Below are 23,254 nucleotides of genomic sequence, written 5' to 3' on the forward strand. Positions count from 1 at the left end.
GCCCTTACTCCCAATACCAGGTCGAGAAATCATTCTCGTATTGCGGGACGTCCTTCCAGACGCCCTTCAGCTTCTTGTTGGTGATGGTGATCAGCTGCGGCTGGTACAGGTAGGCGGAGACGGCGTCGGTGGCCAGCATGCGCTGGGCGTCACCGAGAAGTTTTGCGCGAGCCGCCTCATCCGGCGTGGACACGATCTGCTTGTAGAGCGCGTTGAAGGCTTCGTTGTTGTAGCCGAGATAGTAGTCCGGCTCGGTAATCTTGACGAGGTCGAACGGCTCGACATGGCTGACGATGGTGAGCTCGAAATTGTGCGGACCATTGCCGGCGAACACCTGCGACAGCCATTGCGCCCATTCGACGTTCTCGATTTTGGCGACGATGCCGACCTTGGCGAGCTGGGCCGCGACGATCTCGCCGCCCTGCCGCGCATAGGACGGCGGCGGCAGCTTCAGCGAAAGCTCCAGCGGCGTGGTGACGCCGGCCTCGGCGAGCAGCTTCTTGGCCTTCTCGGGATCGTAGGGATTGATGCCGGTGGTGTCGACATAGCCGAGCGCGCCCGGCACGTAGAAGCTGCCGATCGGCGTGCCGAAACCGTCGACGGCGCCGTCGATCATCGCTTTGCGGTCGATCGCGGCGAGGATGGCGCGGCGGACGCGGACGTCGTCCAGCGGTTTCTTGCGGTGGTTGATCGCGACGATGGTCTTGGCCCTGGAGCCGCCGACCAGCACCGTGAACCGTGGATCGGCCTTGAACTGAGCGATGCTGCGCTGGGCCGACACGCGCGGGAACGCATCGACGTCGCCCGAGAGCAGCGCGGCGATCTGCGCCGCCGGATCCGAGATGAAGCGGATCGTCACCTTGGACAGCTTGATCGCCGCGGCGTTGCGATAGTCGGCCCATTTGCTCAGGGTGATCGAGGAGCCCTTGGCCCAGGCCCCTAACTGGTAAGGCCCGGTGCCGACCGGCTGTGTGATGTTGGTGGCAGCGCTCTTCGGCTCGACGATCGAGCCGCTGGCCTGCCCGAGCAGGAACGGCAGGTTCGGCTCGGAATTCTTCAGGGTGATCACGATCGTGTCGGCGTCGGGCGCCGCAACGGACTCGAAGCTCTGGAACAGGCTCTTGTCCTTGTTGGTGCTGGTCGGCACGGCGTTACGCTCGAACGAAAACTTCACCGCGGCGGAATCGAACGGCTCGCCGTTGTGGAATTTGACGCCCTTGCGCAGCTTGAACGTATAGGTCTTCAGGTCCGGCGAGGCGCTCCAGCTTTCGGCCAGCAGCGGCGAGACGGAGCCGTCCTCGTTGATCTTGGTCAGCGTCTCATAGATGTTGTAGAGCGTGACCTCGGCGATCGCGGCGGCGGCGGCGTTGGTGGGATCGAGACCCGGCGGCTCCAGCGCCATCGCCATGACGACGCTGTCCTTCTTGCTCTGCGCCAGCACCGGCAACGGCGCTGCGGCAAGCACGGCGGCGAATGCAACGATCGATAATTTCCTGAACATGCGCAACTCCCCGGCCATCTCTGTTCTTCAAGCCTACGCCAATCCTGCTCTGGAGACTAACCTTCCAGGGTCGGCCGGGGCAACGCCATCACCGCCTCCGTCTTGTGGCAGGCGGCAAGGTGCCCCTCGCCTACCTTGCGTAACTCAGGCAGGATCGCGCGGCAATGCTGGTCAGCGAGGGCACAGCGCGCGGCGTAGGGGCATCCGGTCGCCGCCGCCGATTGCGAGGCGGCCGCCTGGGCCCCGCGCCGCCGCCGGCCGCCGCCGGCGCGTGCCCGCGGCACGGCATCCAAGAGCGCGCGCGTATAGGGATGGGCGCAGTGCTCGAACAGGTCCTGCGGCCGGCCCTGTTCGACGATCCGGCCGAGATACATCACCGCAACCTCGTCGCAGAGATAGTCGACGACGGCGAGATCGTGGCTGATCAGGATGTAGCTGAGACCGAACTGCTCCTGGAGGTCCTGCATCAGGTTCAACACTTGCGCTTGCACGGAGACGTCGAGCGCGGAGACCGGCTCGTCGGCGACGATCAGCTTCGGCTGGGTGATCAGCGCACGCGCAATGGCGATGCGCTGGCGCTGCCCGCCGGAGAATTCGTGCGGATATTTGTCCATGTCGGCGTCGCGCAAGCCGACCTGGCGCAGCACTGCGGCGACGCGTTCGCGGAATTTGGTGCGATCCGCCTCCTCCAGCACGGTGAGGGGCTCGGCGACGATGCGGGCGATGGTTTGGCGCGGATCCAGCGAGCCGTAAGGGTCCTGGAACACCATCTGGAAATCACGCCTGGCACGGCGCAGTTCATCGGCAGAGATGCGGTTGAGATCGCAGCCGAGCAGCGCGACCTGCCCTGACGTCGGCCGCTCCAGCGCCATCACCAGCCGCGCGAAGGTCGACTTGCCGGAACCGGATTCGCCGACGACGCCGAGGCTCTTGCCCGCGGCGACCTGCACGCTCACGCCGTTCAGCGCGCGCACCTGCCCCGGCGGGCGAAACAGGCTTTCGCGCGGCAGCGTATAGCGCTGCTCGAGATCCTTCACCTCGAGAAGCAATCCGGCGGCGGTCATGCGATCAGCGCTCCGACGCGTTCGGCCATCGATACGTCGGTCCTGATGCAACGCACGCCATGGCCAGGTCCGACGTCCACCATCGGCGGCAACGCGGCACGACACTGATCGATCACCAGGGGACAGCGATCAGAGAAGGTGCAGCCGGACGGCAAATCGGCGAGCTCCGGCACTGTGCCCAAGATCGTCTTCAGCCGCGTCCCCTTGCGCGCACCGAGCTTCGGCCGGGCGCGGAACAGGCCCTGCGTATAGGGATGCCCCATGCGCCGGAACACCTCGTCGGTCGGTCCGCTCTCGACGACGGTGCCGCCGTACATCACCATCATGCGCTGCACGTTCTCGGCGATGACACCGAGATCGTGCGAGATCAGGATCATCGACATGCCGCGCTCCTCGACGAGATCAGCGATGAGGTCGAGGATCTGGCCCTGGATGGTGACGTCGAGCGCGGTGGTCGGCTCGTCCGCGATCAAGAGGTCCGGCTCGCAGGCGAGCGCCATCGCAATGGTGACACGCTGGCGCTGGCCGCCGGAAAACTGGTGCGGATAGGCGTCGACGCGCCTGATAGCATCGGGCAGCCCGACCCGGTCGAGCAAGGCGATGGTCTCGCGCCGCGCCTGTGACGCCGAATATTTCTTGTGACGCCGCAGCGGCTCGGCGACCTGGTGGCCGATCGTGTGCATCGGATTGAGCGCGGTCATCGGCTCCTGGAAGATCATGCTGATGCGGTTGCCGCGCAGGCGACAATAATCCGCATCCGAAAGCCCGACGAGCTCGTTGCCATCCAGCTTGATGCTGCCGCCGACCACCGCGCTGTCTGGCAGCAGCCCCATCAGCGATAACGCCGTGACCGACTTGCCGCAGCCGGATTCGCCGACGAGCCCGAGCGTCTCGCCGCGCTTAAGGGCAAAGCTGACGCCACGCACGGCCTGCGCCGGCCCGCGGCTGGTGTTGAGGCGCGCGCCGAGATTAGCGACCTCGATCAATGGCATGGTTGCGGAATCAGCCATTATTACCGCTCCCGCGCCAGTCTGGGATCGAGCAGGTCGCGCAATCCGTCACCAAGCAGATTGAGGCCGAGCACCGCGATCGCGATCGCAGCGCCGGGATAGACCGCGAGCATCGGCGACTGGAACAGCAGCGTCTGCGCATCGTTCAACATGCGGCCCCATGACGGCTGCGGCGGCTGCGTGCCGAGGCCGAGATAGGACAGTGCGGCTTCGGCGAGAATGGCAAGCGCGAACTGGATGGTGACCTGCACGATCAGGATCGACAGGATGTTGGGCAGCACGTGCTCGATCGTGATGCGGAAGCGCCCCTTGCCTGCCGCGCGCGCGGCCAGCACGAATTCGCGCGCCCAGATCGCGTTGGCCGAACCGCGCGTCAGCCGCGTCAGCGTCGGGATCTGGAAGATACCGATCGCGACGATCGAGGTCACCATGCCCGGTCCCAACACGGCGGCGAGCATGATCGCCGAGAGCACGGCCGGAAAGGCGAAGCTGAAATCGGCAAAGCGCATGATGATCTCTTCGGTCCAGCCGCGCCTGGCCGAGGCGATCAAGCCAAGGCAGACGCCGAAGCTGAGACCGATGCTCACCGCGATGATGCCGACCATGATGGTCGAACGCGCGCCAGCGAGCAGCAGCGAGACGATGTCTCGGCCGAAGGAATCGGTGCCGAGCCAGTGCGATGCCGACGGCGGCCGGAGTTTCGAGGCGATGTCGATCTCATAGGGCGACCACGGCGTCCACACCAGCGACAACAGCGCTGAGGCGAGCACCAGCAGGCTCAGCGCGCCGCCAAGCACGAAACTGCGATGGCGCAGCGCGCGGCGCCAGAACGTCCGAGCCGGCAGCGGCCGCGTCGCAATCGGCGCGTCGATGGTGAGGGGCTCGCTCACAGGTCGTGGACCTTGATGCGGGGATCGATGAAGGCATAGAGCACATCGACCACGAAATTGACGATGACGACCATGGCCGCGAGCAGCATCACGCAGTTGCGCACCACGATCAGGTCGCGGTTGGCGATCGACTGGAAGATCAGGCGGCCGAGGCCCGGCAGGTAGAACACGTTCTCGATCACGATGGTGCCGGCGAGCAGATTGGCGAATTGCAACCCCATCACGGTCATCACGGGGATCATGGCGTTACGCAGCACATGGCGCCACAGCACCTCGCGCTTGCCGAGGCCCTTCGCACGGGCTGTGCGGACGAAGTCCTCACGCAGCACCTCGAGCACGGCCGAGCGGGTGACCCGCGCGAGAATCGCGGCCTGCACCACCGCGAGCGAGATCGCCGGCAGCAGCAGCGACTTGATGCCCGACCAGAGGCCATCGTCCCAGCCGCCAAAGCCGCCCGCCGAGAGCCATTGCAGCCGCACCGAGAACAACAGGACCAAGAGGATCGCGAACCAGAAATTCGGCAGCGCGATGCCCACCTGCGTCAGTGACATCACGCCGACGTCGCCAAGCTTGTTGTGGTTGGCGGCGGTGTAGATGCCGGCGGAGAGCGCCAGCGTCACCGTGATCGTCATGGCCATGATCGCGAGCGGAATGGTCAGCACCAGCCGCTCCGCGATCAGGCTCGCGACCGGCGTGCCGTAGACATAGGAGTTGCCGAGATCTCCGACGAGGAGGCCCTTGATCCATTGCAGGTAGCGAACCGCCAGCGGCTGGTCGAGCCCGAGCTTGACGGTGAGCGCGCGGACTGCGTCCGGCGAGGCGTCGGCCCCCATCAGCATCTGCGCGGCGTTGCCGGGAAGCGCGTCGAGCACCAGGAAGATGATCAGCGATGCGCCGACCAGGGTCGCCAGCAAGGTCAACAGACGTCGGAGGACAAAGACGCTCATGCGCGCTCGGCTTCAGGGCTAGCAGGCACGATCAACATGTCCGGGTGCCGGAGGCAAGCCCTTTGCCGCATGCCCGTCGCCTCAGGCCGGCCAGCGGGACAGAAGGTCACTTGAAGCCTCGAACAGCGCGCTCACGCGCAGCAATTCGGCCTCGCCGCGGAAGCGGCCGACGAGCTGCAGCCCGATCGGCAGGCCGTCACGGCCGAAGCCGCAGGGCAGGCTGACGGCGGGATGCCCGGTCATGTTGAATAGCATGGTCCAGGGGAACCAATGCGGCCGGACGCTGTCGAACTGCTTGCCGTCGATCTCGATGGTGCCGAACAAATCCTGCTCGATCGGCAGCGCCGTGCGCGTGAGTGTCGGCATCGCCAGCAGGTGCCCGTGCGCAAGCAACGATTGCACCCGGCGGAACAGCGCGGTGCGCGCGAACATCGCGTCCTGGTATTCGACGCCGCTGACCTCGCTTGCGAGCGCGAGCTGCTTGAGAAAGGCCTCGCTCAGCTCGTCCCCGTGCTCTGCGGCGAGCTTTGCAAAGCGCGTGCGCCAGACCGTGTGGTTGATCGCGCGCCAGATTGGCTCTATGTCGAAGCCGTCGCCGGAGAACTCTTCAAGCTCGGCACCGAGCTCCGCCAGCCGATCAAGGCTCGCCTTGAAGCTGGCCGCGACGTCTAGCGACACTGGACGTCCGGGCGGCGAAGCACAGAACAGGATCTTCTGCCCGCGCAGATCGCCGTGCGGAGCGGCGGTGCCGATGAAATCAGGCACGGGGACGCCGATCGACCAGGGATCGCAAGGATCCTCGCCGGCCATCGCCTGCATCATCAGCGCGGTGTCGGCCACGGTGCGGGTGGTCGGCGTGACATAGGTTTGGTTGCCGAACACATCGAGCGCCTGGCTGTGCGGGACGACGCCGTTGCTCTGCTTCAGCCCAACCACGCCGTTGCAGGCGGCCGGAATCCGCGTCGAGCCGCCACCGTCCGTCGCGATTGCAAGCGGCGCGATGCCGCTCGCAACGGCAACCGCCGCGCCGCCGCTGGAGCCGCCGGAGGAACGGCGCGCATCCCACGCATTGCGGGTGCGGCCGAACAAGGGCGAGTCCGTCAGGCACTTGCTGCCGAATTCCGGCGTCGTGGTCTTGCCGATCAGGATCGCGCCTTCGCTGCGCAGCCGCGCCACCGCGACGGCATCCTCGTTCGGCACATTGTCCTTGTAGGGAACGGCGCCGAAGGTGGTCTTCACACCCTTGGTGTTGACGATATCCTTGACGGTGACGGGGATGCCGTGCAGCAGGCCGAGGGGCTCGCCGGTCATCATCTTGCGCTCGGCTTCGCGCGCCGCTGCGATCGCCTGGTCGCCGCATAAGGTGATGAAGCAGTTCAATTCGACCTGGAGCGCCTCGGCGCGCGCAAGCACGGCGCGGACGATCTCGACCGGCGAGATCCGCTTCCCGGCAAAGAGGCCGCGCAGTTCAGTGGCAGACAAAAAACAGGGATCATTGCTCATATCGAAGCCCCGCGTCATGGACGCTCGGACCTTGCCAGCTCGGGTCTATCCTGTCCATTTCCGCGGGCGCATAACCATTGTCCACCGAATCGCGGCAACCGCAGGGGTGGCAATCGCTACAAGCTCCAACTCACCTCGTGGCTCCAGGGCGGATCGGCGCCCGGACGGGTGCAAGTGAGGCCGGCGCAATTGGCGGCGAAGGATAGCGCGCGGCGGAGCTCGTCGGCACTGATGTCCTTCAAGGTTTGCCGGGCAATGCGACCCTGCTTGTGCAGAGCGAACAGCAGCGCCGCCTGAAAGCTGTCGCCGGCCCCGATCGTGTCGGCCACCTCGACCTTGGGCGCGGCGACCTCGATCCGTCCTGCGCCCGGGTGCCAGGCGACCGCGCCGTCGTTGCCGCGGGTGATGACGACAAGGCTCGTACCCTGCCCCAGCAACGCGCTCGCGCGTTGTTGATATGGCTCGTCCCCGAAGAGATAGGCGAAATCGACGTCGGACATCTTGATGAGATCGGCGCTGGCAGCGAAGCCGGCCATGCGCGCGAGATAGGCCGGCTTGTCCTTGACCAGATTGGGGCGGCAGTTCGGATCGAAGGAGATGGTTGCTGACGCCCGCGCGTCCGCGACCAATGCCGTCGTCTCCGCTGCGCCCTGATCATTGACCAGCGTGGTCGAACCGACATGGAGGGCGTCCACCGCATCGAACGGAATCGTACCTCGCCGGTAGGTCCAGTTCCGCGTCGCGGTCTCGGCATCGTAGAAGGCGTAATGCGACTCGCCGGCGACGATGCGGACGAAAGCCAGCGTGGTCTGGTGATCACTGCGGGTAGCGAGATCGAGGCCGACGTTGGAGACGGTGGCATGATCTGCGATCATGCGGCCGAATAAGTCGGTCGAGATGCCTCCGACGAAACTTGTCGGCGCCCCCAGCCGCGCCATGCCGATGGCCACGTTGAGGCAGGCGCCGCCGACCGCGGGCATTACCGCTTCACGTCCCTCAGTGCTTCGCGTCGGCACGAAATCGATCAGCGCATCGCCACAGGCAATCAGCATCCGTTTCAACCCCTCGCGATGTCGCTCATCGCCGCGCGGCTGCCGCGGTCGACGTTGCGTAGCAGCTTGTAGACCTCGCGCTTGCGGGCGTGAAACGCCGCCATATCGGGAGCGGTCGGCTCGCTCTTGCGTCCCAACGCCGACATTTTTGCCATGGTCTCGCCGATCGAGGCATAGGCGCCGCCGGCCACTGCGCCGAGCATCGCGGCACCCAGCAGCACCGGCTCCTTGGTCTGCGGCAGCGCGACCGTGAGGCCGGTCGTATCGGCCATGATCTGGCGCACCAGCGGGCTACGGCTGGCCCCACCGCCCATGATCATGATGCTGGAGCGAACGCCATGCGCGGCAAAGGCCTCGATCACCTCGGCGAGCCCATAGGCGAGCCCGCAGAGGCCGGCGACGAATAGCCGCTCCATCGAAGCGATGTCGGTGTCGAGATCGAGACCGGCGATCACCGCGCGCGTGTCAGGATCAGCGTAGGGCGAACGGTTGCCGATGAATTCGGGAAGCACATGCACGTCACGCGCGAGCAGCGCGGCGCGGCTGGCATCGCCTGCGCGCGCGATGATGCGGCGCTCGAGGAAGTCGATGAGGTCGAGGCGCTCGTTACGCGCCGCCGCGCTCGCCTCGCCAAAACCCGGATGCGACTTGAGGAGGTGATCGATCGCGGCGCCCGCGGCCGACTGGCCACCCTCGTTGAGCCATAAGTCCGGCACCATGCCGGAGTAGTAAGGTCCCCATACGCCGGGCACGAAACAGGGTTCCTTCGTGGTCGCCATGATGCAGGCCGATGTCCCCATGATGTAGGCGAGGCGATCGCATGCGTCTGCTGCTCCGCCCGAGCCGTCGCGGCCGCCGATCGCACCGATGCCGCCCGCATGCGCGTCGATCAGCGACGCCCCGACCGGCGTGCCCGGCGACAGGCCCAGTTCGGCCGCCGCGGCGGGCGTGAGACCGGCACCGAGCCGCGTGCCGGGGGCGACCATCTCGGTGCCAATGCGCGCGCATGTCTCGCTGACGAAGTCCGACAGGCCAATGCGCTTGAAGAATGGCGCGCTCCAGCCGCCATCATGTGCGAGGTAGTTCCACTTGCAGGTGACGGTGCAAGTCGAGCGCTGGAGCGAGCCGGTCGCGCGCCAGGCCAGATAATCAGCCAGATCGAAGAAGTAACCAGCGGCGTCGAAACTCGCCCGAAGATGCCGCTTCAGCCAAAGCAGCTTCGGCATCTGCATCTCGGGCGAGATCGAGCCGCCGACATAGCGCAGCACGGCATCCTCGGTCTCGTTGATCAGCCTCGCCTCGGCGGTGGCGCGGTGGTCCATCCAGACGATGACGTTGCGCTGCTTATCCCCGGAGCCACTGACCGTGAGTGGCTCGCCTTGCCTATCGAGGACGACTAGGGAACAGGTGGCATCGAAACCGATGCCACGGACGCTATCGGGCGTGATGCCAGCTTCCGTCATCGCCGCGCGTACCGATGTCGCGCAGGCGTCCCAGATGTCCTGGGACGACTGCTCAACGATATCGCCGGCCTCGTGCCAGGTCCGGATCGGATGTCGCGCCAGAGCGAGCAGCGTGCCCGCTTCGTCAAACACCCCTGCCCGCGTGCTTGTGGTCCCTACATCGACGCCGATATACGCTCGCGGCATTGTCGCTCCCGGTCGCTTCGTCAGCTTTGACGCAAGCCTACCAGCAAGTGTAGCCGCCATCCACCAGCACGATGCTGCCGGTCATCAGGCTTGCGGCCTCGGACGAGAGGAACAGCACGACGGAGGCGATCTCCTCGACCTGCCCCATCCGCGCCATCGGGGTTCCGCCGATCCAGGCGTCGTACATTTTCGGATTGCTCTTCACGAAGGCGTTCAGCGGCGTTTCGATATAGGTCGGCGCCACCGCGTTGACGCGGATGCCGCGTGCGCCCCATTCGGCGGCGAGCGACTTGGTGAGATGGTGCACACCGGCCTTGGAGGCGTTGTAGAAGCACTGCTCCTGCGGCTTGTTGACGATGAAGCCAGACATCGAGCCGACATTGACGATGGCACCGCTTCTAGCCTTCAACATGTGCTTGCCGAACTCGCGGCAGCACCAGAAGGTGCCGTTGAGGTTGACGTCGATGACGTTGAGCCAGTGCTCGTCGGTGACGGTCTCGGCCGGCGTCTCGCTGCGCGCGATGCCGGCATTGTTGACGAGGATGTCGACCTTGCCGTGGCGGGCGACGAGGTCGTTTGCGACCTCCGCGACGCGCTTGGTATCGGTGACGTCCATGATCGCGGTCTCGATGTCGTAGCCCTTGGCCTTCAGGGTGGCTTTGGCGCTGTCGGCGACCTTGCTGTCGCGATCACCGATCACGACCCTGGCGCCGGCCTCAGCCAGCGCTTCGGCGCAAGCAAGGCCAATGCCCTGCCCGCCGCCGGTGATGAACGCGCTCTTGCCGTTCAGCTTGAATTTGTCCAGGTACATGATCGTCTTCCCGTTTTCTTGCCGTTTCTTGTTAGCTTCGAAGCGCCTTGCCGCCATCGTCGAAGCGGTGGATGCGCGCGGGGTCCGGCACCAGCGACACGCGATCACCGGCGTGCAGGCTCAATTCGCCGATGTAGCGCGCCGTCAGCATGCCGAGCGAACCGGCGTCGACGTAGAGAAAGGTATCGCTGCCGAGATGCTCGGCGACTGCGATCGTTCCTTGCCAGCCGCCGGCGCCGTCGCGCTCGATCTTGAGGTGCTCGGGACGCACGCCAATGGTCGCCGCGCCTTGCTGCTTGGCGAGCTCGCCGGTTACGAAATTCATCTTGGGCGAGCCGATGAAGCCGGCGACAAAGAGATTGGCCGGCCGCTCATAGAGCTCCAGCGGTGAGCCATATTGCTCGATCTTGCCGCCGTTGAGCACGACAATCTTGTCGGCCATGGTCATGGCCTCGACCTGATCGTGGGTGACGTAGATCGCGGTGGTGCCGAGCTGCTTCTGGAGCCGCGTCACCTCGATGCGCATCTGCACACGCAGCGCTGCATCGAGGTTCGAGAGCGGCTCGTCGAACAGGAACGCCTTGGGCTCGCGGACGATGGCGCGGCCAATCGCGACGCGCTGGCGCTGGCCGCCGGAGAGCTCGCGCGGCTTGCGGTCGAGATAGGGCGTGAGATTCAGCGTCGCGGCTGCGGCCTCGACCTTGCGGTTGATCTCCTCCTTCGGCAGCCCCGCCATCTTCAGGCCGAAGCCGATATTGCCGCGCACGCTCATATGCGGATAGAGCGCATAGGACTGGAACACCATTGAGAGCCCGCGCTTGGCGGGCGGCGTGTCGACCACGTTCTTGCCGTCGATCAGGATCTTGCCGCCGGAGACGTCCTCGAGCCCGGCAATTAGCCGCAAGAGCGTGGTCTTGCCGCAGCCGGAGGGACCGACGAACACCACGAAGGAGCCGTCGGCGATGTCCAGATCGGCGCCCTTGATGATGTGCACGGGGCCGAAGGATTTCTGCACGCCCTGAAGTGTGATCTGACCCATGATCCGGCAGCCCCTCTACTTCACCGCGCCGAAGGTGAGCCCGCGCACGAGCTGCTTCTGGCTGAACCAACCGAGGACGAGAATGGGCGCGATCGCCAGCGTGGAGGCCGCCGACAGCTTTGCCCAGAACAGCCCTTCCGGGCTCGAATAGGACGCGATGAACGTGGTGAGCGGCGCGGCGTTCGAGGTCGACAGGTTGAGCGTCCAGAACGCCTCGTTCCAGGCGAGGATCAGGTTGAGCAGCAGCGTCGATGCGAGCCCCGGGATCGCCATCGGCGTCAGCACGTAGACGAGTTCGCGGCCGATGGTGGCGCCGTCCATGCGCGCGGCCTCGAGGATATCGCGCGGGATCTCCTTGAAATAGGTGAACAGCATCCAGATGACGATCGGCAGATTGCCGAGGCAGAGGATGAAGACGAGGCCGATGCGGGAATCGAGCAGGCCGAAGGATTTGTAGATCAGGTAGATCGGCACCAGCACGCCGACCGGCGGCATCATCTTGGTCGAGAGCATCCAGAGCAGGATGTCCTTGGTGCGCTTGGTCGGCGAGAATGCCATCGACCAAGCCGCCGGGATGGCGATCAAAAGCGCAATCAGCGTCGAGCCGCCGGCGATGATGACCGAGTTCATGGCGTGGTGGAAATAGTCGCTGCGCTCCTGCACGGTCGCGTAGTTTTCCGTGGTCCAGTGGAAGAACAGGAAGGACGGCGGGATGGCGAAGGCCTCGAGCTCGGTCTTGAAGCTCGCCAGCACCATCCACAGAATCGGGAAGAAGATCAGAAATCCGAACAGCCAGGCCGCTGCGGTCGATATCGCCACTCGCCGCGTCGTCGCCATCCGTGCCATGTCAGGCCTCCAAATTGCGGCCGACGATGCGGACCAGGAAGAAAGCGACGATGTTGGCGATCGCCACGGCAACGAGGCCGCCCGCGGAGGCGCTGCCGACGTCGAACTGGATCAGCGCCTGCGAATAGATCAGGAAGGCGATATTGGTGGTCTGAAGACCGGGACCCCCGCCAGTGGTGACGAAGATCTCGGCGAACACGGTCAGCAGGAAGATGGTCTCGATCAGGATCACTACCGTGATGGGGCGCGCGAGGTGCGGCAGGGTGATGTAGATGAAGGTCGAGACGGCGCTGGCGCCATCCATCTCGGCAGCTTCCTTCTGCTCCTCGTCGAGCGATTGCAGTGCGGTGAGCAGGATCAGCGTCGCGAACGGCAGCCATTGCCAGGTCACGATCAGGATCACCGCAAACAGCGGCATATCGTTGAACCAGTCGATCGGCGTCAGGCCGAACAGCGAAGCAAGCCAGGCAAACAGTCCCGATACCGGGTGCATCAGCAGATTCTTCCAGACCAGCGCGCTCACCGTGGGCATCACAAAGAACGGCGCGATCACCATCAGCCGGACGAAATTGCGGCCGATCACGGGCTGGTCCATCAGCAGCGCCAGAGGAATGCCGAGCAGGATCGTGAGTGCCAGCACGGAGCCGACCAGCACCAAGGTGTTCTGGAGCGAGGCAAGGAAGGCGGGATCGGTCAGGAAGTAGCGAAAATTTTCCAGGCCGACGAACGATTCCGAGCCGGGATCGAGCAGACTGTAATGCAGCGTCGCGAAATAGATCGTCAGCGCGAGCGGGACGATCATCCAGATGAACAGCAGCCCAACCGCTGGCGTCAGGAGCGAGCGCGCAAGAAATTGCGTCTGCCGGGTTGCCATCCCTGACTTCTCCTTTCGGGGAAGAAAGGCGGCCATCCATCCGGGGATGGGCGGATGGCCGCCAGTTTGAGCTCAGGAGGGAGAGCTCGGGTTCACTTGATGTAGCCGGCGCGCTTCATCTCGCGCTCGGTCGCGGATTGCGCGGCGGTTAGCGCGGCGTCGACCGTCATTGATCCCGAAAGCGCGGCCGAGAACTGCTGGCCCACCTGCGTGCCGATGCCCTGGAATTCGGGGATCGCGGCGTATTGCACGCCGACGTATGGCACTGGTTTCACCGTCGGCTTGTTCGGATCGGCCGCGTCGATCGAGGCCAGCGTCAACTTGGCGAAGGGGGCGACTTTCAGATAATCCTCGTTCTGGTAGAGCGAGGTCCGCGTGCCCGGCGGCACGTTGGCCCAGCCCTCCTTCGACGCGACGAGCTTGGTGTAGTCCTTGCTCGTGGCCCAGGCGATGAACTTCTCGGCCGCTTCCGTCTTCTTGGAGCCGGCGGGGATCGCGAGATTCCAGGCCCATAACCAGTTGGCGTTCTTGCCGAGCCCGGTGTTGGGCGCGAGCGCGAAGCCGACCTTGTCGGCGACCTTGGACTCCTTCGGATTGGTGACGAAAGATGCCGCGACCGTGGCGTCGATCCACATCGCGCACTTGCCGGCGTTGAACAGCGCCAGGTTCTCGTTGAAGCCGTTGGAGCTCGCGCCGGGAGGACCGGCCTCCTTCATGAGATTGACGTAGGTCGTCAGCGTCGCCTTCCATTCCGGCGTGTTGAACTGCGGCTGCCACTTCTCGTCGAACCAGCGCGCGCCATAGGAATTAGCCATGGCCGAGAGGAACGCCATGTTCTCGCCCCAGCCGGCCTTGCCGCGCAGGCAGATGCCGTAGACGCCGGCGCTCTTGTCGGTGAGCTTCTTGGCGGCATCAATCACGAAATCCCAGCTCGGCTTTTCCGGCATCTTCAGGCCGGCCTTCTCGACCAGATCGGTGCGATACATCACCATCGAGCTCTCACCGTAGAACGGCGCGGCGTAAAGCTTGCCGTCGGAGGAGACCGCATCCTTGATCTTCGGCAGCAGGTCGGCGACGTCGTAATCGGCGCCGAGATTGGCCAACGGCACCAGCCAGCCCTTCTTGGCCCAGATCGGCACCTCATAGGTGCCGATGGTCAGCACGTCGAACTGACCGCCCTTGGTGGCGATGTCGGTGGTGACGCGCTGGCGCAGTACGTTCTCCTCTAGCGTCACCCATTTCACGGTGATGTCAGGGTTCTTCTTGGTGAACTCACCCGTCAGCCCCTGCATGCGGATCATGTCGCCATTGTTGACGGTGGCGATGGTCAGGGTCGTTTCGGCCATCGCGGGGATGGCCAGCAGCAGGCAAGACGCGCCGCAGACGGCGCCGAGGACGTGTTTCACGGAGACCTCCCTAGAGTCGCGCTTTTGAGTACATGCCCACGCGTTGGGCATATGTTCAGCGCAAGCAGGCGCAGTTGTCAAGCAGGGCGTGCGGCCCTTCCCGCAACTTATGAGTGCTGCGATGCGGGAGCACCCACGCTGTCATGCCCCGCGAAAGCGGGGCATCCAGTACTCGGTGCGGTTGGTTGGCCCAAGCGGGGCCGCGGCGTGCTGGATCGTCCGCCTTCGCGGACAATGACAGCGGTGTGGTTGAGAGACTTCCCGCCTCGTGCGCACGCCGAAAGCGCAAACGCCCTACCGCTCCAAGATCGCCCTTGCCGTCGCCTCGTCCGTGATCAGGCCGTTGATCAATCGCCCGTTCATCGCGGCCGCGATCGCCGGCACCTTGGCGGCGCCGATCGCGGCGCCGATCGTCGTGGTCTTGGCCGGGACTTCCGGCGGGATGCTGGTCAGGCGCTTGTTGGTGCCGGATTTGAGCAGGCGACCGTTGGAATCATAGGCCCAGCCGGTGATCTCGCCGATGGCACCTAACCGCATCATCTCGAACAATTCATCGCGGGTGACGAAGCCATCGACATGGACCTGCGCCTTCTGGTCCATCTGGCCGATGCCGACGAGGCGAAGGTCCGCCTTGGCCGCGACCGCCTTCACCTTGGCGATCGGCTCGATGCGGACCATCTTGTTGCGCTCGTCCTCGGACGACATCAGGAACGGCAACGGCATCGGATAATGCCGCGCGCCGGTGCGGTCGGCGAGCCGGCCGACGGTGTCGTAGAAGCTCGCCGAGCCGTCGGCGGAGATGTTGCCGACCAGCGAGACGATCTGATGATTGGGCCGGTCAATCGGCGTAACGCGCTCGACCGCGGCGCGCACCGCCCGTCCGGTGCCGAGTGCGACGATGACCGGCGTCTCCGAGCGCAGCGTGGAATCGAGCAGGTTGGCGCAACGCTCGGCGATGCCCGCGGTAGCCTGCGGCGCCGCAGGGTCGGCCGGCACCACCTCGCAATGAACCAGATCAAAGCGCTGCTTCAGGCGCGCCGCCAGTTCCATGCAGGCGGCGATGGGATGCTCGAGCCGAAACGTGATCAGCCGCTCGGCGAGGCAGAGCGAGACCAGCCGCTGCGCCGAGGCACGCGAGACCTGGAGCATCTTTGCGATCTCGTCCTGGGTATGACCGGCAATGAAATAGAGCCAGCCGGCGCGCGCGGCGTCGTCGAGCCTCGATTTCTCATTCTCGGCGGCCATGGCAGGCGTCAGACGTCCTTCCAGAAATCGCTCATGCGCTCGAAGACCCGATCGGCCCCGGCGCCCGACAATATAGCCTGCCCGTCCCGGGTGCTGTAATGGCCTCCGCCAACAAATCCCCAGACAGTCATGCCCGCCGCCTTGCCCGCCTGCACGCCGCTGACGCTGTCCTCTATCACCAATGTGCGCGCGGGCGGTATGCGCATCTTCTCGGCCGCGTGGAGGAAAAGGTCGGGCGCCGGTTTGCCGCGCTTGACCATCTGCGCCGTGTAGATGCGATCGTCGAACAGCGGCTTGAGGCCGGTGACGTCGAGCGAGAGCGATACGCGGTCGATATCGCTCGACGAGGCCACGCAGAACGGCACCGTCAGGTCCGACAGCACCGCCCCAACCCCGGGGATCGGTTCGAGCGAGGCGGCAAACGTCTCGAGCACGCGCGACTTCAATCGCGGCAGGAAGCCGTGCGGCACGGTTTGCCCGAGATCGTGATAATGCTGCTCGATCGCCTTGGTGCTCCGCCCGAGAAAGAGTTCGAGCGCCTGCGCCTCACTGAGCGCGAAGCCGGATTCGGCCAGCACTTCGGACAGGCAGCGGCAGCTCAACAGCTCGCTGTCGACGAGCACGCCGTCGCAGTCGAAGATGATCAGATCGGGTTTCAGCCGGCCCTGGTGCATCCAGCCATTCGATCATATACCCAACTGACGAGCAATAGCTCAGCTGGGGCAAGCCCTCGCGGCGCGGTCTGCGCCTCAATGCGCCACCTGCCGGTCGATCGCCGGCAACGCTTGATGTTGCCGAGGATACGCAGCCGCCGCGGCGGAACAGCGTCGGCAAGTAGGATTGCGCCAATTGCGCCACCCAGATCATGGTATCACCAGAGCGCTTTGGCTCACTGCCCGAACGCGGTAAGGTTCGCGACCGCACACGACCCAATGAGTTTGCCATGCCTGAGATCATCAATCTTGGTGCGCTGCAGCTAATCTTTCTGCGGAGCAAGGACGACACCGACGGCAGCCTCGATCTGTTCGAAATGACCCTCCAACCGAACGCGCGCATGCCGATCCCTCACTATCACGATCGCTGGGACGAAACGATCTATGGACTCAGCGGCATCTCGACCTGGCGGATCGACGGAACGGAGGTCGACGTGGCGCCGGGCGAGACCGCGTTCATCAAGCGCGGCGTCGTGCACAGCTTCACCAACCGTTCACCCCGGCCGGCGACCTGCCTGTGCACACTCACCCCCGGCGTGCTTGGCCCGCAATACTTCAAGGAAATGGCGGCCCTGCTCACCGCCGGTACACCCGATCCGGCAAAGATGAAGGAGACGATGCTGCGCTACGGATTGGTACCGGTGCTGCAGTCCTGACCGACCGCGAGAATTGGTGGGCATGGGCGCTTTGGCGCCATTTGCCCACTCTACGTTCTTCGCCGCGAGCTTACCGCCGCTGATTGTACACGTCGATGCACACCGCCCCGAGCAGCACCAGGCCCTTGATGACCTGCTGGTAGTCGATACCGATGCCGAGGATCGACATGCCGTTGTTCATCACACCCATGATCATGGCGCCGACCACGGCACCGCCGACGCGGCCCACCCCGCCATAGGCTGAGGCGCCGCCGATGAAGCAGGCGGCAATGACGTCGAGCTCGAAGCCGAGGCCGGCCTTCGGGGTCGCGGTGTTGAGGCGCGCGGCGAAGACGAGGCCGGCGAGCGCGGCGAGCACGCCCATGTTGACGAAGGTGAGGAAGGTCAGCCGCTCGGTCTTGATGCCCGACAGGCTCGCCGCCTTGGCGTTGCCGCCGACGGCATAGATCTGCCGGCCGATCACGGTGCGCCGGGTCACGAAGCCGTAGAGCGCGATCAACGCCGTCATGATGACCAGCACATTCGGCAGGCCGCGATGCGAGGCGATCAGATAGGTGAAATAGAGCACGGCGCAGGCCAAGAGAACGCTCTTGCCCAGGAAGAACGCATAAGGTTCGACCTCAATGCCATGCAATTGCTCGCGCGACCGTCCCTTGGCGCTGGCATAGACCAGGCCGAGCGCGAGCACCGCACCGATCAGCATGGAGGTCGGATGCAGCGTGCCGGCCTCCGGAAGCAGTTCAGGAATGAACCCCGACGACAATTTCTGGAAGGTCGCCGGGAACGGTCCAAGCGACTGGCCCTGCAAGACCGCGAGCGCGAGGCCCTTGAACACCAGCATGCCCGCCAAGGTGACGATGAAGGACGGGATCTTGAAATAGGCCACCCAATAGCCCTGCGCCGCGCCGATGGCGGCGCCAATCAGGAGGCAGGCAATGAAGGCGAGCGTGTAGTCGATCTTGTAGGTCACCATGAGCACGGCGGCCACCGCGCCGATGAAGCCCGCGACCGAGCCGACCGAAAGGTCGATATGGCCGGTGACGATCACCAGCAGCATGCCCAGCGCCATGATGACGATGTAGCTGTTCTGGAGCACCAGATTGGTCAGGTTGAGCGGCTGGAGCAGCGTGCCGCCAGTGACGACCTGGAAGAACAGCATGATCGCGACCAGCGAGATCAGCATGCCGTAGCTGCGCAAGTTGTTCTTGATGAAGCTGCCGTGCCGGCGCTCCTCGGGCAGCGACACCGTCTTGTCGGTCATGGCTGCGATCCTCCAATCTCCGCGGCCGCACGAGCGCCGCTCCCGTTGCTTCTCTTATTGCGCATGATGGCGCGCATGATCTTTTCCTGCGTCGCCTCGGATCCCTGGAATTCCCCGACAAAGGCGCCGTCGTTCATGACGCAGATGCGATCGCAGATGCCGAGCAGCTCGGGCATTTCCGAGGAGATCACGACGACGCCGCGACCGGCTTCCGCCAGTTCGTTGATGATACAGTAAATCTCGTACTTGGCACCGACGTCGATGCCCCGCGTCGGTTCGTCCAGGATCAGCACCTTCGGATCGGTCATCAGCCATTTCGACAGCACCACTTTCTGCTGATTGCCGCCGGAGAGCTGGCCTGTCTCCTGGTAGACGTCGGAGCAGCGGATCCGCATCCGGCTGCGGTAGTCGCTGGCGACCTTGAGCTCGGCGATGTCGTCGATCACACGGCCGGGCGCGACCTGGTCGAGGCTCGCCAGCGTGATGTTCTTGCGAACGTCGTCGGCGAGGATGAGGCCGAGCTGCTTGCGATCCTCGGTGACATAGGCAAGGCCGGCATCGATCGCGGCCGCGACGCTCGGCAGCGTCATCTCCCTGCCCTCGAGCCGGAGGCTGCCGCTGATGGTGGTGCCCCAGGAGCGGCCGAACAGGCTCATGGCGAATTCAGTGCGGCCGGCTCCCATCAGGCCGGCGATGCCCACGACCTCGCCTCGCTTGACACTGAAATTGACGTTCTTGATCACCTTCCGCTCGGGATGGACGGGATGATAGACCGACCAGTTCTCGACGGTGAGCACGGGTTCGCCGATCTTCGCGCTGCGCTCCGGAAAGCGATGGGCAAGATCGCGGTTGACCATGCTGCGGATGATGCGATCCTCCTGGATCGCCTCGGCATGGCAATCGATGCTGTCGACCGTGCGGCCGTCGCGCAGCACAGTGATGTGGTCGGCGACCCTTGCGACCTCGTTCAGCTTGTGCGAGATCAGGATCGAGCCGATACCCTGCTCGCGAAATGTCATCAGCCGTTCGAGCAGCGCGGCGCTGTCGGCCTCATTGAGGCTCGCGGTCGGCTCGTCCAGGATCAGCATCCGCACCCGTTTGGACAGCGCCTTCGCGATCTCGACCAGCTGCTGCTTGCCAACGCCGAGATCGGTGATCAGCGTATCCGGCGATTCCTTCAAGCCAACCTGCGCAAGCAGTTCCCGCGTGCGCCGGTAGACCTCGTCGCGATCGATCACCCCCAACTTCGACGGCGGATGCGACAGGAAGATGTTCTCGGCGATCGACATCAGCGGAATCAGCGCCAGCTCCTGATGGATGATGATGATGCCAAGCGCCTCGGAATCGTTGATGTCGCGGAAGCGCCGCTCCTCGCCCTCGAAGACGATGGTGCCCTCGTAGCTGCCGTGCGGATAGACCCCGCTCAGCACTTTCATCAGCGTCGACTTGCCGGCGCCGTTCTCGCCCACGAGCGCGTGGATCTGCCCGGCGTGAACCGAGAAATTGACGTCGCGCAGCGCCTGAACACCGGCAAAGCTCTTGCTGACGTTGCGCATCTCCAGCATGGCGGTCATCGGATAGTGTCCTTGGAAAGTTCACCGTCGTTCCGGGGCGCCCAAAGGGCGAACCCGGAACCTCGAGATTCCGGGTTCGATGCTTCGCATCGCCCCGGAATGACTGAGCAAGACAAGCCTACTGGAACTGCGACTTCTTGTAGTAGCCGCTGTCGACCAGCACCTTCTCCCAATTGTCCTTGTAGACCACGACCGGCTTAAGCAGATAGGACGGCACCGTCTTGACGCCGTTCTCGTAGGTCTTGGTGTCATTGACGGTGACCTGCTTGCCGGCGAGCGCCGCGTCGACCATGTCGGCCGTCACCTTGGCGAGGTCGCGGGTGTCCTTGAAGATGGTCGAATACTGGTCGCCGCGCAGCATCGCCTTGATCGAGGGCACCTCGGCGTCCTGGCCGGAGATGATGGGCATCGGCTGGTCCGCGCTGCCGTACCCGACGCCCTTCAGCGAGGAGATGATGCCGATCGAGATGCCATCATAGGGCGACAGCACGGCATTGATCTTCTTGTTGCCGTAATAGGCGCTGAGCAGATTGTCCATGCGGGCCTGCGCGGTGGCGCCATCCCAGCGCAGCGTCGCCACCTTGTCCATGCCCATCTGGCCGGAGACGACGACGAGCTTGCCGCTATCGATATAGGGCTTCAGAACGCTCATGGCGCCGTTGTAGAAGAAGTAGGCGTTGTTATCGTCGGGCGAGCCGCCGAACAGCTCGATGTTGAAGGGTCCCTTGCCTTCCTTGAGGCCGAGCCCCTGCTCGATCGACTGCGCCTGGAGCACGCCCACCTGGAAATTGTCGAAGGTCGCGTAGTAGTCGACATCCGGCGTGCCGCGGATCAGGCGGTCATAGGCGATCACGGTGATGCCCTTGGCTTTGGCCTGCTTGAGCACGTCGGACAGCGTGGTGCCGTCGATCGCGGCGATCACCAGCGCCTTCGCGCCCTTGGTCACCATGTTCTCGACCTGCGAGAGCTGGTTCGGAATGTCATCCTCGGCATATTGCAGGTCGGTGCTGTAGCCGCGCTCCTTCAGCACCTTGACCATGTTGTTGCCGTCGTCGATCCAACGCGCCGAGGATTTGGTCGGCATGGCGATGCCGACTGTCGCCTTCTGAGCAAAGGCGGCGACGCCTGTGGCCATCGTGGCAGCGCCGGCCAGCGCGAGCGCGAGGAATGTCGTCTTCAGTTTCAGCATGTTTCACTCCCTTTGGGTGTCAGACTGTTCTTTCGTTTCGAGGACAGATGTCGGTTGCTTTGGGTCTCCTATGCGAGCTTGACGTCGGGCTCCGCGCGACCGCGCGCGGACGCCTTCAGCAGAAAGGTGTGGCCTGCTTGCGGATCGGCAGCACGCGTCGCCGTGTCCATGTCCTGCCAGGCGGAGGTGACGAGGAGACGCGACAGATCGGGGCCGACGAAAGCCGGGCAACTCGCCTGCCTTGCCGGCACGCTGAGTGAGCGCAGGCGCTCGCCCTGCGGAGAGTAAACATCGATGCGGCCCGCGCCCCAGCAGGCGTTCCAGATCTGCCCGTCGGCGTCGCACACCGAGCCGTCGAGGCCGCCGATGCCGGTGTGGCGCAGCAGCACCTCCGGCTCGCCGCGCGGCAGGCCGGTCCCGGGATTGAGCGGCACGGCGTAGAGCACGGCCCGCGCGCTGTCGGCGAAATAGCCAATAGCGCCGTCCGGCGAGAAGCAGATCGAGTTGGGAATGCTGATGCGGGGGAACAGCAGCGAGATCTTGCCGCGATGAAACGCGTAGATCGCGCCCGCCTCCGGCTCCGCCTTGCGGCCCATGGTGCCGATCCAGAACGTGCCGGACTGATGCACCCGCGCGTCATTGGAGCGCGTCGTCGGATTGTGGGCTTCGAGCGGGCAGAGCAGCGTCATCGTGCCGTGAGCGAGCTCGCGGACGTAGAGGCCGTCTTCCGCGATGATCAACTGACGCTCGGCGTCGATCCTGCCGAGCGCACTCGCCATCCGGCCGAGCGCATGGACGCGGACGCCACCTCCGCCGAGCTGCGCCTCAAACAGCAGCCCTTCGCGGATGTCGAACCACCAGGCCGTGTCGGTGGTCGCGTCATAGGTTGGCCCCTCGCCGAGATGGCAAGGGTGATCCGAGAGCACAGACGTCGGCACCTCTTCCATCATGGCGTCCTCACCGAAAAGCGATAGAGCGTGTGATGGCGATAGACCTCGCCAGGTGAGAGCCGCGGGCTCGGGAAATCCGGCCGGTTCGGCGCGTCAGGCCAGATGTGCGGCTCCAGGCACATCGCGTCCGACTGCCGGACGAGCTTGCCACCCTTCCCGGAGATCGTGCCATCGAGATAATTGCCGGAATAGACCTGCAGGCCGGGCTGATCGGTGAACAACTCCATGATGCGCCCCGAGTCCGGCGCCTCCAGCCGGGCCGCGAAAGCAAGCTTGCCGTCACGCGCGAGACAGTACGTGTGATCGTAGCCTCTGCCGTTGCGCAATTGCTGATTGCTCTCGCGGATGCGCTCGCCGACCGGCCGTGCTTCGCGGAAGTCGAACGGCGTGCCGGCAACGCGACGCGGCGGCTCCGGCAGCGGAATGGCGGTGGGATCAATCGCAAGAAAATGCTCGGCGGCGACCGTCAGCTCATGATCAAGGACGGGCGTACCCGACGTCGCACCCTCCAGATTGAAGAAGCTATGGTTGGTGAGGTTGACGATCGTCGGCCGATCCGTGCGGGCCTCCATGCTCAGCGATAGCTCGGTCGGACCGGTGATGCGATAGGTCAGACGCACATCGAGCCGGCCCGGATAATTTTCTTCGCCATGCGGGCTGACATAGGTGAGCGTCACCGCGGGCTCGGCGCTCTCGTTGATCTCCGCGATCTCCCAGAGCTTGCGGTCGAAGCCATCGACGCCACCGTGCAGCGCATTAGGGCAGTTGTTGACGGCGAGCTGCACAGTCTCGCCGTCAAGCGGGAACTGCCCGTTGGCGATGCGGTTGGCGTAGCGGCCGACCGTGGCGCCGAGGAACTTTCGTTCGGCGAGATAACCGGCGAAGGCATCGTGGCCGAGCACGACATCGTCATAGCCGCCCTTAGCGTCCGGCGCGATCAACGCCTGGAGCACCGCGCCGTGGGTGATGATGCGCGCTTCGAAGCCGCCCTCCCCGCGCAGCACGACGCGTTCGACCGCGCGACCATCCGGCAGTGCTCCGAAAACGTCTCTTGTGATTCGCGAGCCAGCCATT

The 23,254-nt window shown here is 64.8% G+C and carries 21 protein-coding genes; 1 reads left to right on the forward strand and 20 read right to left on the reverse strand.

Annotated features, from left to right (window positions below):
• Positions 1-4: 4 nt before the first annotated feature.
• The 15 genes from IVA91_RS03005 to IVA91_RS03075 form a co-directional block, all read right to left on the reverse strand.
• Positions 5-1,501 (reverse strand): ABC transporter substrate-binding protein, encoded by a 1,497-nt coding sequence (locus IVA91_RS03005; protein WP_247278209.1) that lies wholly within the window; start codon positions 1,499-1,501, stop codon positions 5-7.
• Between the two features lie 56 nt (positions 1,502-1,557).
• On the reverse strand, positions 1,558-2,565 hold the full coding sequence (locus IVA91_RS03010) for an oligopeptide/dipeptide ABC transporter ATP-binding protein (protein WP_247278210.1): 1,008 nt from the start codon (positions 2,563-2,565) through the stop codon (positions 1,558-1,560).
• On the reverse strand, positions 2,562-3,575 hold the full coding sequence (locus IVA91_RS03015) for an ABC transporter ATP-binding protein (protein ID WP_247278211.1): 1,014 nt from the start codon (positions 3,573-3,575) through the stop codon (positions 2,562-2,564). The genes IVA91_RS03010 and IVA91_RS03015 overlap by 4 nt, the downstream gene beginning before the upstream one ends.
• Before the next feature lie 2 nt (positions 3,576-3,577).
• A complete protein-coding gene (locus IVA91_RS03020; protein WP_247278212.1) occupies positions 3,578-4,465 on the reverse strand; it encodes an ABC transporter permease in 888 nt (295 codons plus the stop codon).
• Complete coding sequence (locus tag IVA91_RS03025) at positions 4,462-5,412, reverse strand: ABC transporter permease (protein WP_247278213.1); 951 nt, start codon at positions 5,410-5,412, stop codon at positions 4,462-4,464. The genes IVA91_RS03020 and IVA91_RS03025 overlap by 4 nt, the downstream gene beginning before the upstream one ends.
• A gap of 81 nt (positions 5,413-5,493) precedes the next feature.
• Positions 5,494-6,915: an amidase gene (locus IVA91_RS03030; protein ID WP_247278271.1), complete on the reverse strand. Its 1,422-nt coding sequence runs from the start codon at positions 6,913-6,915 to the stop codon at positions 5,494-5,496.
• A 116-nt stretch (positions 6,916-7,031) separates the two neighbouring features.
• Positions 7,032-7,967, reverse strand: a complete 936-nt coding sequence (locus IVA91_RS03035) for a carbohydrate kinase (RefSeq protein WP_247278214.1) — start codon at positions 7,965-7,967, stop codon at positions 7,032-7,034.
• A 5-nt stretch (positions 7,968-7,972) separates the two neighbouring features.
• Positions 7,973-9,616 carry an FGGY-family carbohydrate kinase gene (locus IVA91_RS03040; protein ID WP_247415377.1) on the reverse strand — a complete coding sequence of 548 codons (1,644 nt, stop codon included), beginning with the start codon at positions 9,614-9,616 and terminating at the stop codon, positions 7,973-7,975.
• Between the two features lie 37 nt (positions 9,617-9,653).
• Positions 9,654-10,427, reverse strand: coding sequence for an SDR family oxidoreductase (locus IVA91_RS03045; RefSeq protein WP_247278215.1), 774 nt, complete (start codon positions 10,425-10,427; stop codon positions 9,654-9,656).
• A 31-nt stretch (positions 10,428-10,458) separates the two neighbouring features.
• Positions 10,459-11,466: an ABC transporter ATP-binding protein gene (locus IVA91_RS03050; protein WP_247278216.1), complete on the reverse strand. Its 1,008-nt coding sequence runs from the start codon at positions 11,464-11,466 to the stop codon at positions 10,459-10,461.
• A 15-nt stretch (positions 11,467-11,481) separates the two neighbouring features.
• On the reverse strand, positions 11,482-12,312 hold the full coding sequence (locus tag IVA91_RS03055; RefSeq protein WP_247278217.1) for a carbohydrate ABC transporter permease: 831 nt from the start codon (positions 12,310-12,312) through the stop codon (positions 11,482-11,484).
• A 1-nt stretch (position 12,313) separates the two neighbouring features.
• Positions 12,314-13,186, reverse strand: coding sequence for a sugar ABC transporter permease (locus IVA91_RS03060; RefSeq protein ID WP_247278218.1), 873 nt, complete (start codon positions 13,184-13,186; stop codon positions 12,314-12,316).
• Between the two features lie 92 nt (positions 13,187-13,278).
• A complete protein-coding gene (locus IVA91_RS03065) occupies positions 13,279-14,532 on the reverse strand; it encodes a sugar ABC transporter substrate-binding protein (RefSeq protein WP_247278272.1) in 1,254 nt (417 codons plus the stop codon).
• A 354-nt stretch (positions 14,533-14,886) separates the two neighbouring features.
• Positions 14,887-15,837 (reverse strand): sugar-binding domain-containing protein, encoded by a 951-nt coding sequence (locus IVA91_RS03070; RefSeq protein ID WP_247278219.1) that lies wholly within the window; start codon positions 15,835-15,837, stop codon positions 14,887-14,889.
• Positions 15,838-15,845: 8 nt separating this feature from the next.
• Positions 15,846-16,511 carry an HAD family hydrolase gene (locus tag IVA91_RS03075; RefSeq protein WP_247278220.1) on the reverse strand — a complete coding sequence of 222 codons (666 nt, stop codon included), beginning with the start codon at positions 16,509-16,511 and terminating at the stop codon, positions 15,846-15,848.
• Between the two features lie 269 nt (positions 16,512-16,780).
• On the opposite strand from IVA91_RS03075, the gene IVA91_RS03080 reads away from it, so the two are divergent.
• Positions 16,781-17,206: a cupin domain-containing protein gene (locus tag IVA91_RS03080; RefSeq protein WP_247278221.1), complete on the forward strand. Its 426-nt coding sequence runs from the start codon at positions 16,781-16,783 to the stop codon at positions 17,204-17,206.
• 70 nt (positions 17,207-17,276) lie between these two features.
• Here the strand turns inward: IVA91_RS03080 and mmsB are convergent, their stop codons facing one another.
• The 5 genes from mmsB to IVA91_RS03105 all read right to left on the reverse strand — a co-directional run bounded on the left by mmsB (position 17,277) and on the right by IVA91_RS03105 (position 23,253).
• Positions 17,277-18,467, reverse strand: coding sequence for a multiple monosaccharide ABC transporter permease (gene mmsB, locus IVA91_RS03085; protein ID WP_247278222.1), 1,191 nt, complete (start codon positions 18,465-18,467; stop codon positions 17,277-17,279).
• Complete coding sequence (gene mmsA / locus IVA91_RS03090) at positions 18,464-20,041, reverse strand: multiple monosaccharide ABC transporter ATP-binding protein (RefSeq protein WP_247278223.1); 1,578 nt, start codon at positions 20,039-20,041, stop codon at positions 18,464-18,466. Before mmsA ends, mmsB begins: the two co-directional genes overlap by 4 nt.
• Positions 20,042-20,159: 118 nt before the next feature.
• Entirely contained in the window at positions 20,160-21,230 is a 1,071-nt protein-coding gene (gene chvE, locus IVA91_RS03095; protein WP_247278224.1) for a multiple monosaccharide ABC transporter substrate-binding protein, read from the reverse strand.
• 68 nt (positions 21,231-21,298) lie between these two features.
• Entirely contained in the window at positions 21,299-22,177 is an 879-nt protein-coding gene (locus tag IVA91_RS03100) for an SMP-30/gluconolactonase/LRE family protein (protein WP_247278273.1), read from the reverse strand.
• Positions 22,177-23,253, reverse strand: coding sequence for an aldose epimerase family protein (locus IVA91_RS03105; protein WP_247458331.1), 1,077 nt, complete (start codon positions 23,251-23,253; stop codon positions 22,177-22,179). The genes IVA91_RS03100 and IVA91_RS03105 overlap by 1 nt, the downstream gene beginning before the upstream one ends.
• Position 23,254: the final 1 nt, after the last annotated feature.

This window comes from Bradyrhizobium sp. 153, assembly GCF_023073835.1.
GTDB lineage: Bacteria > Pseudomonadota > Alphaproteobacteria > Rhizobiales > Xanthobacteraceae > Bradyrhizobium.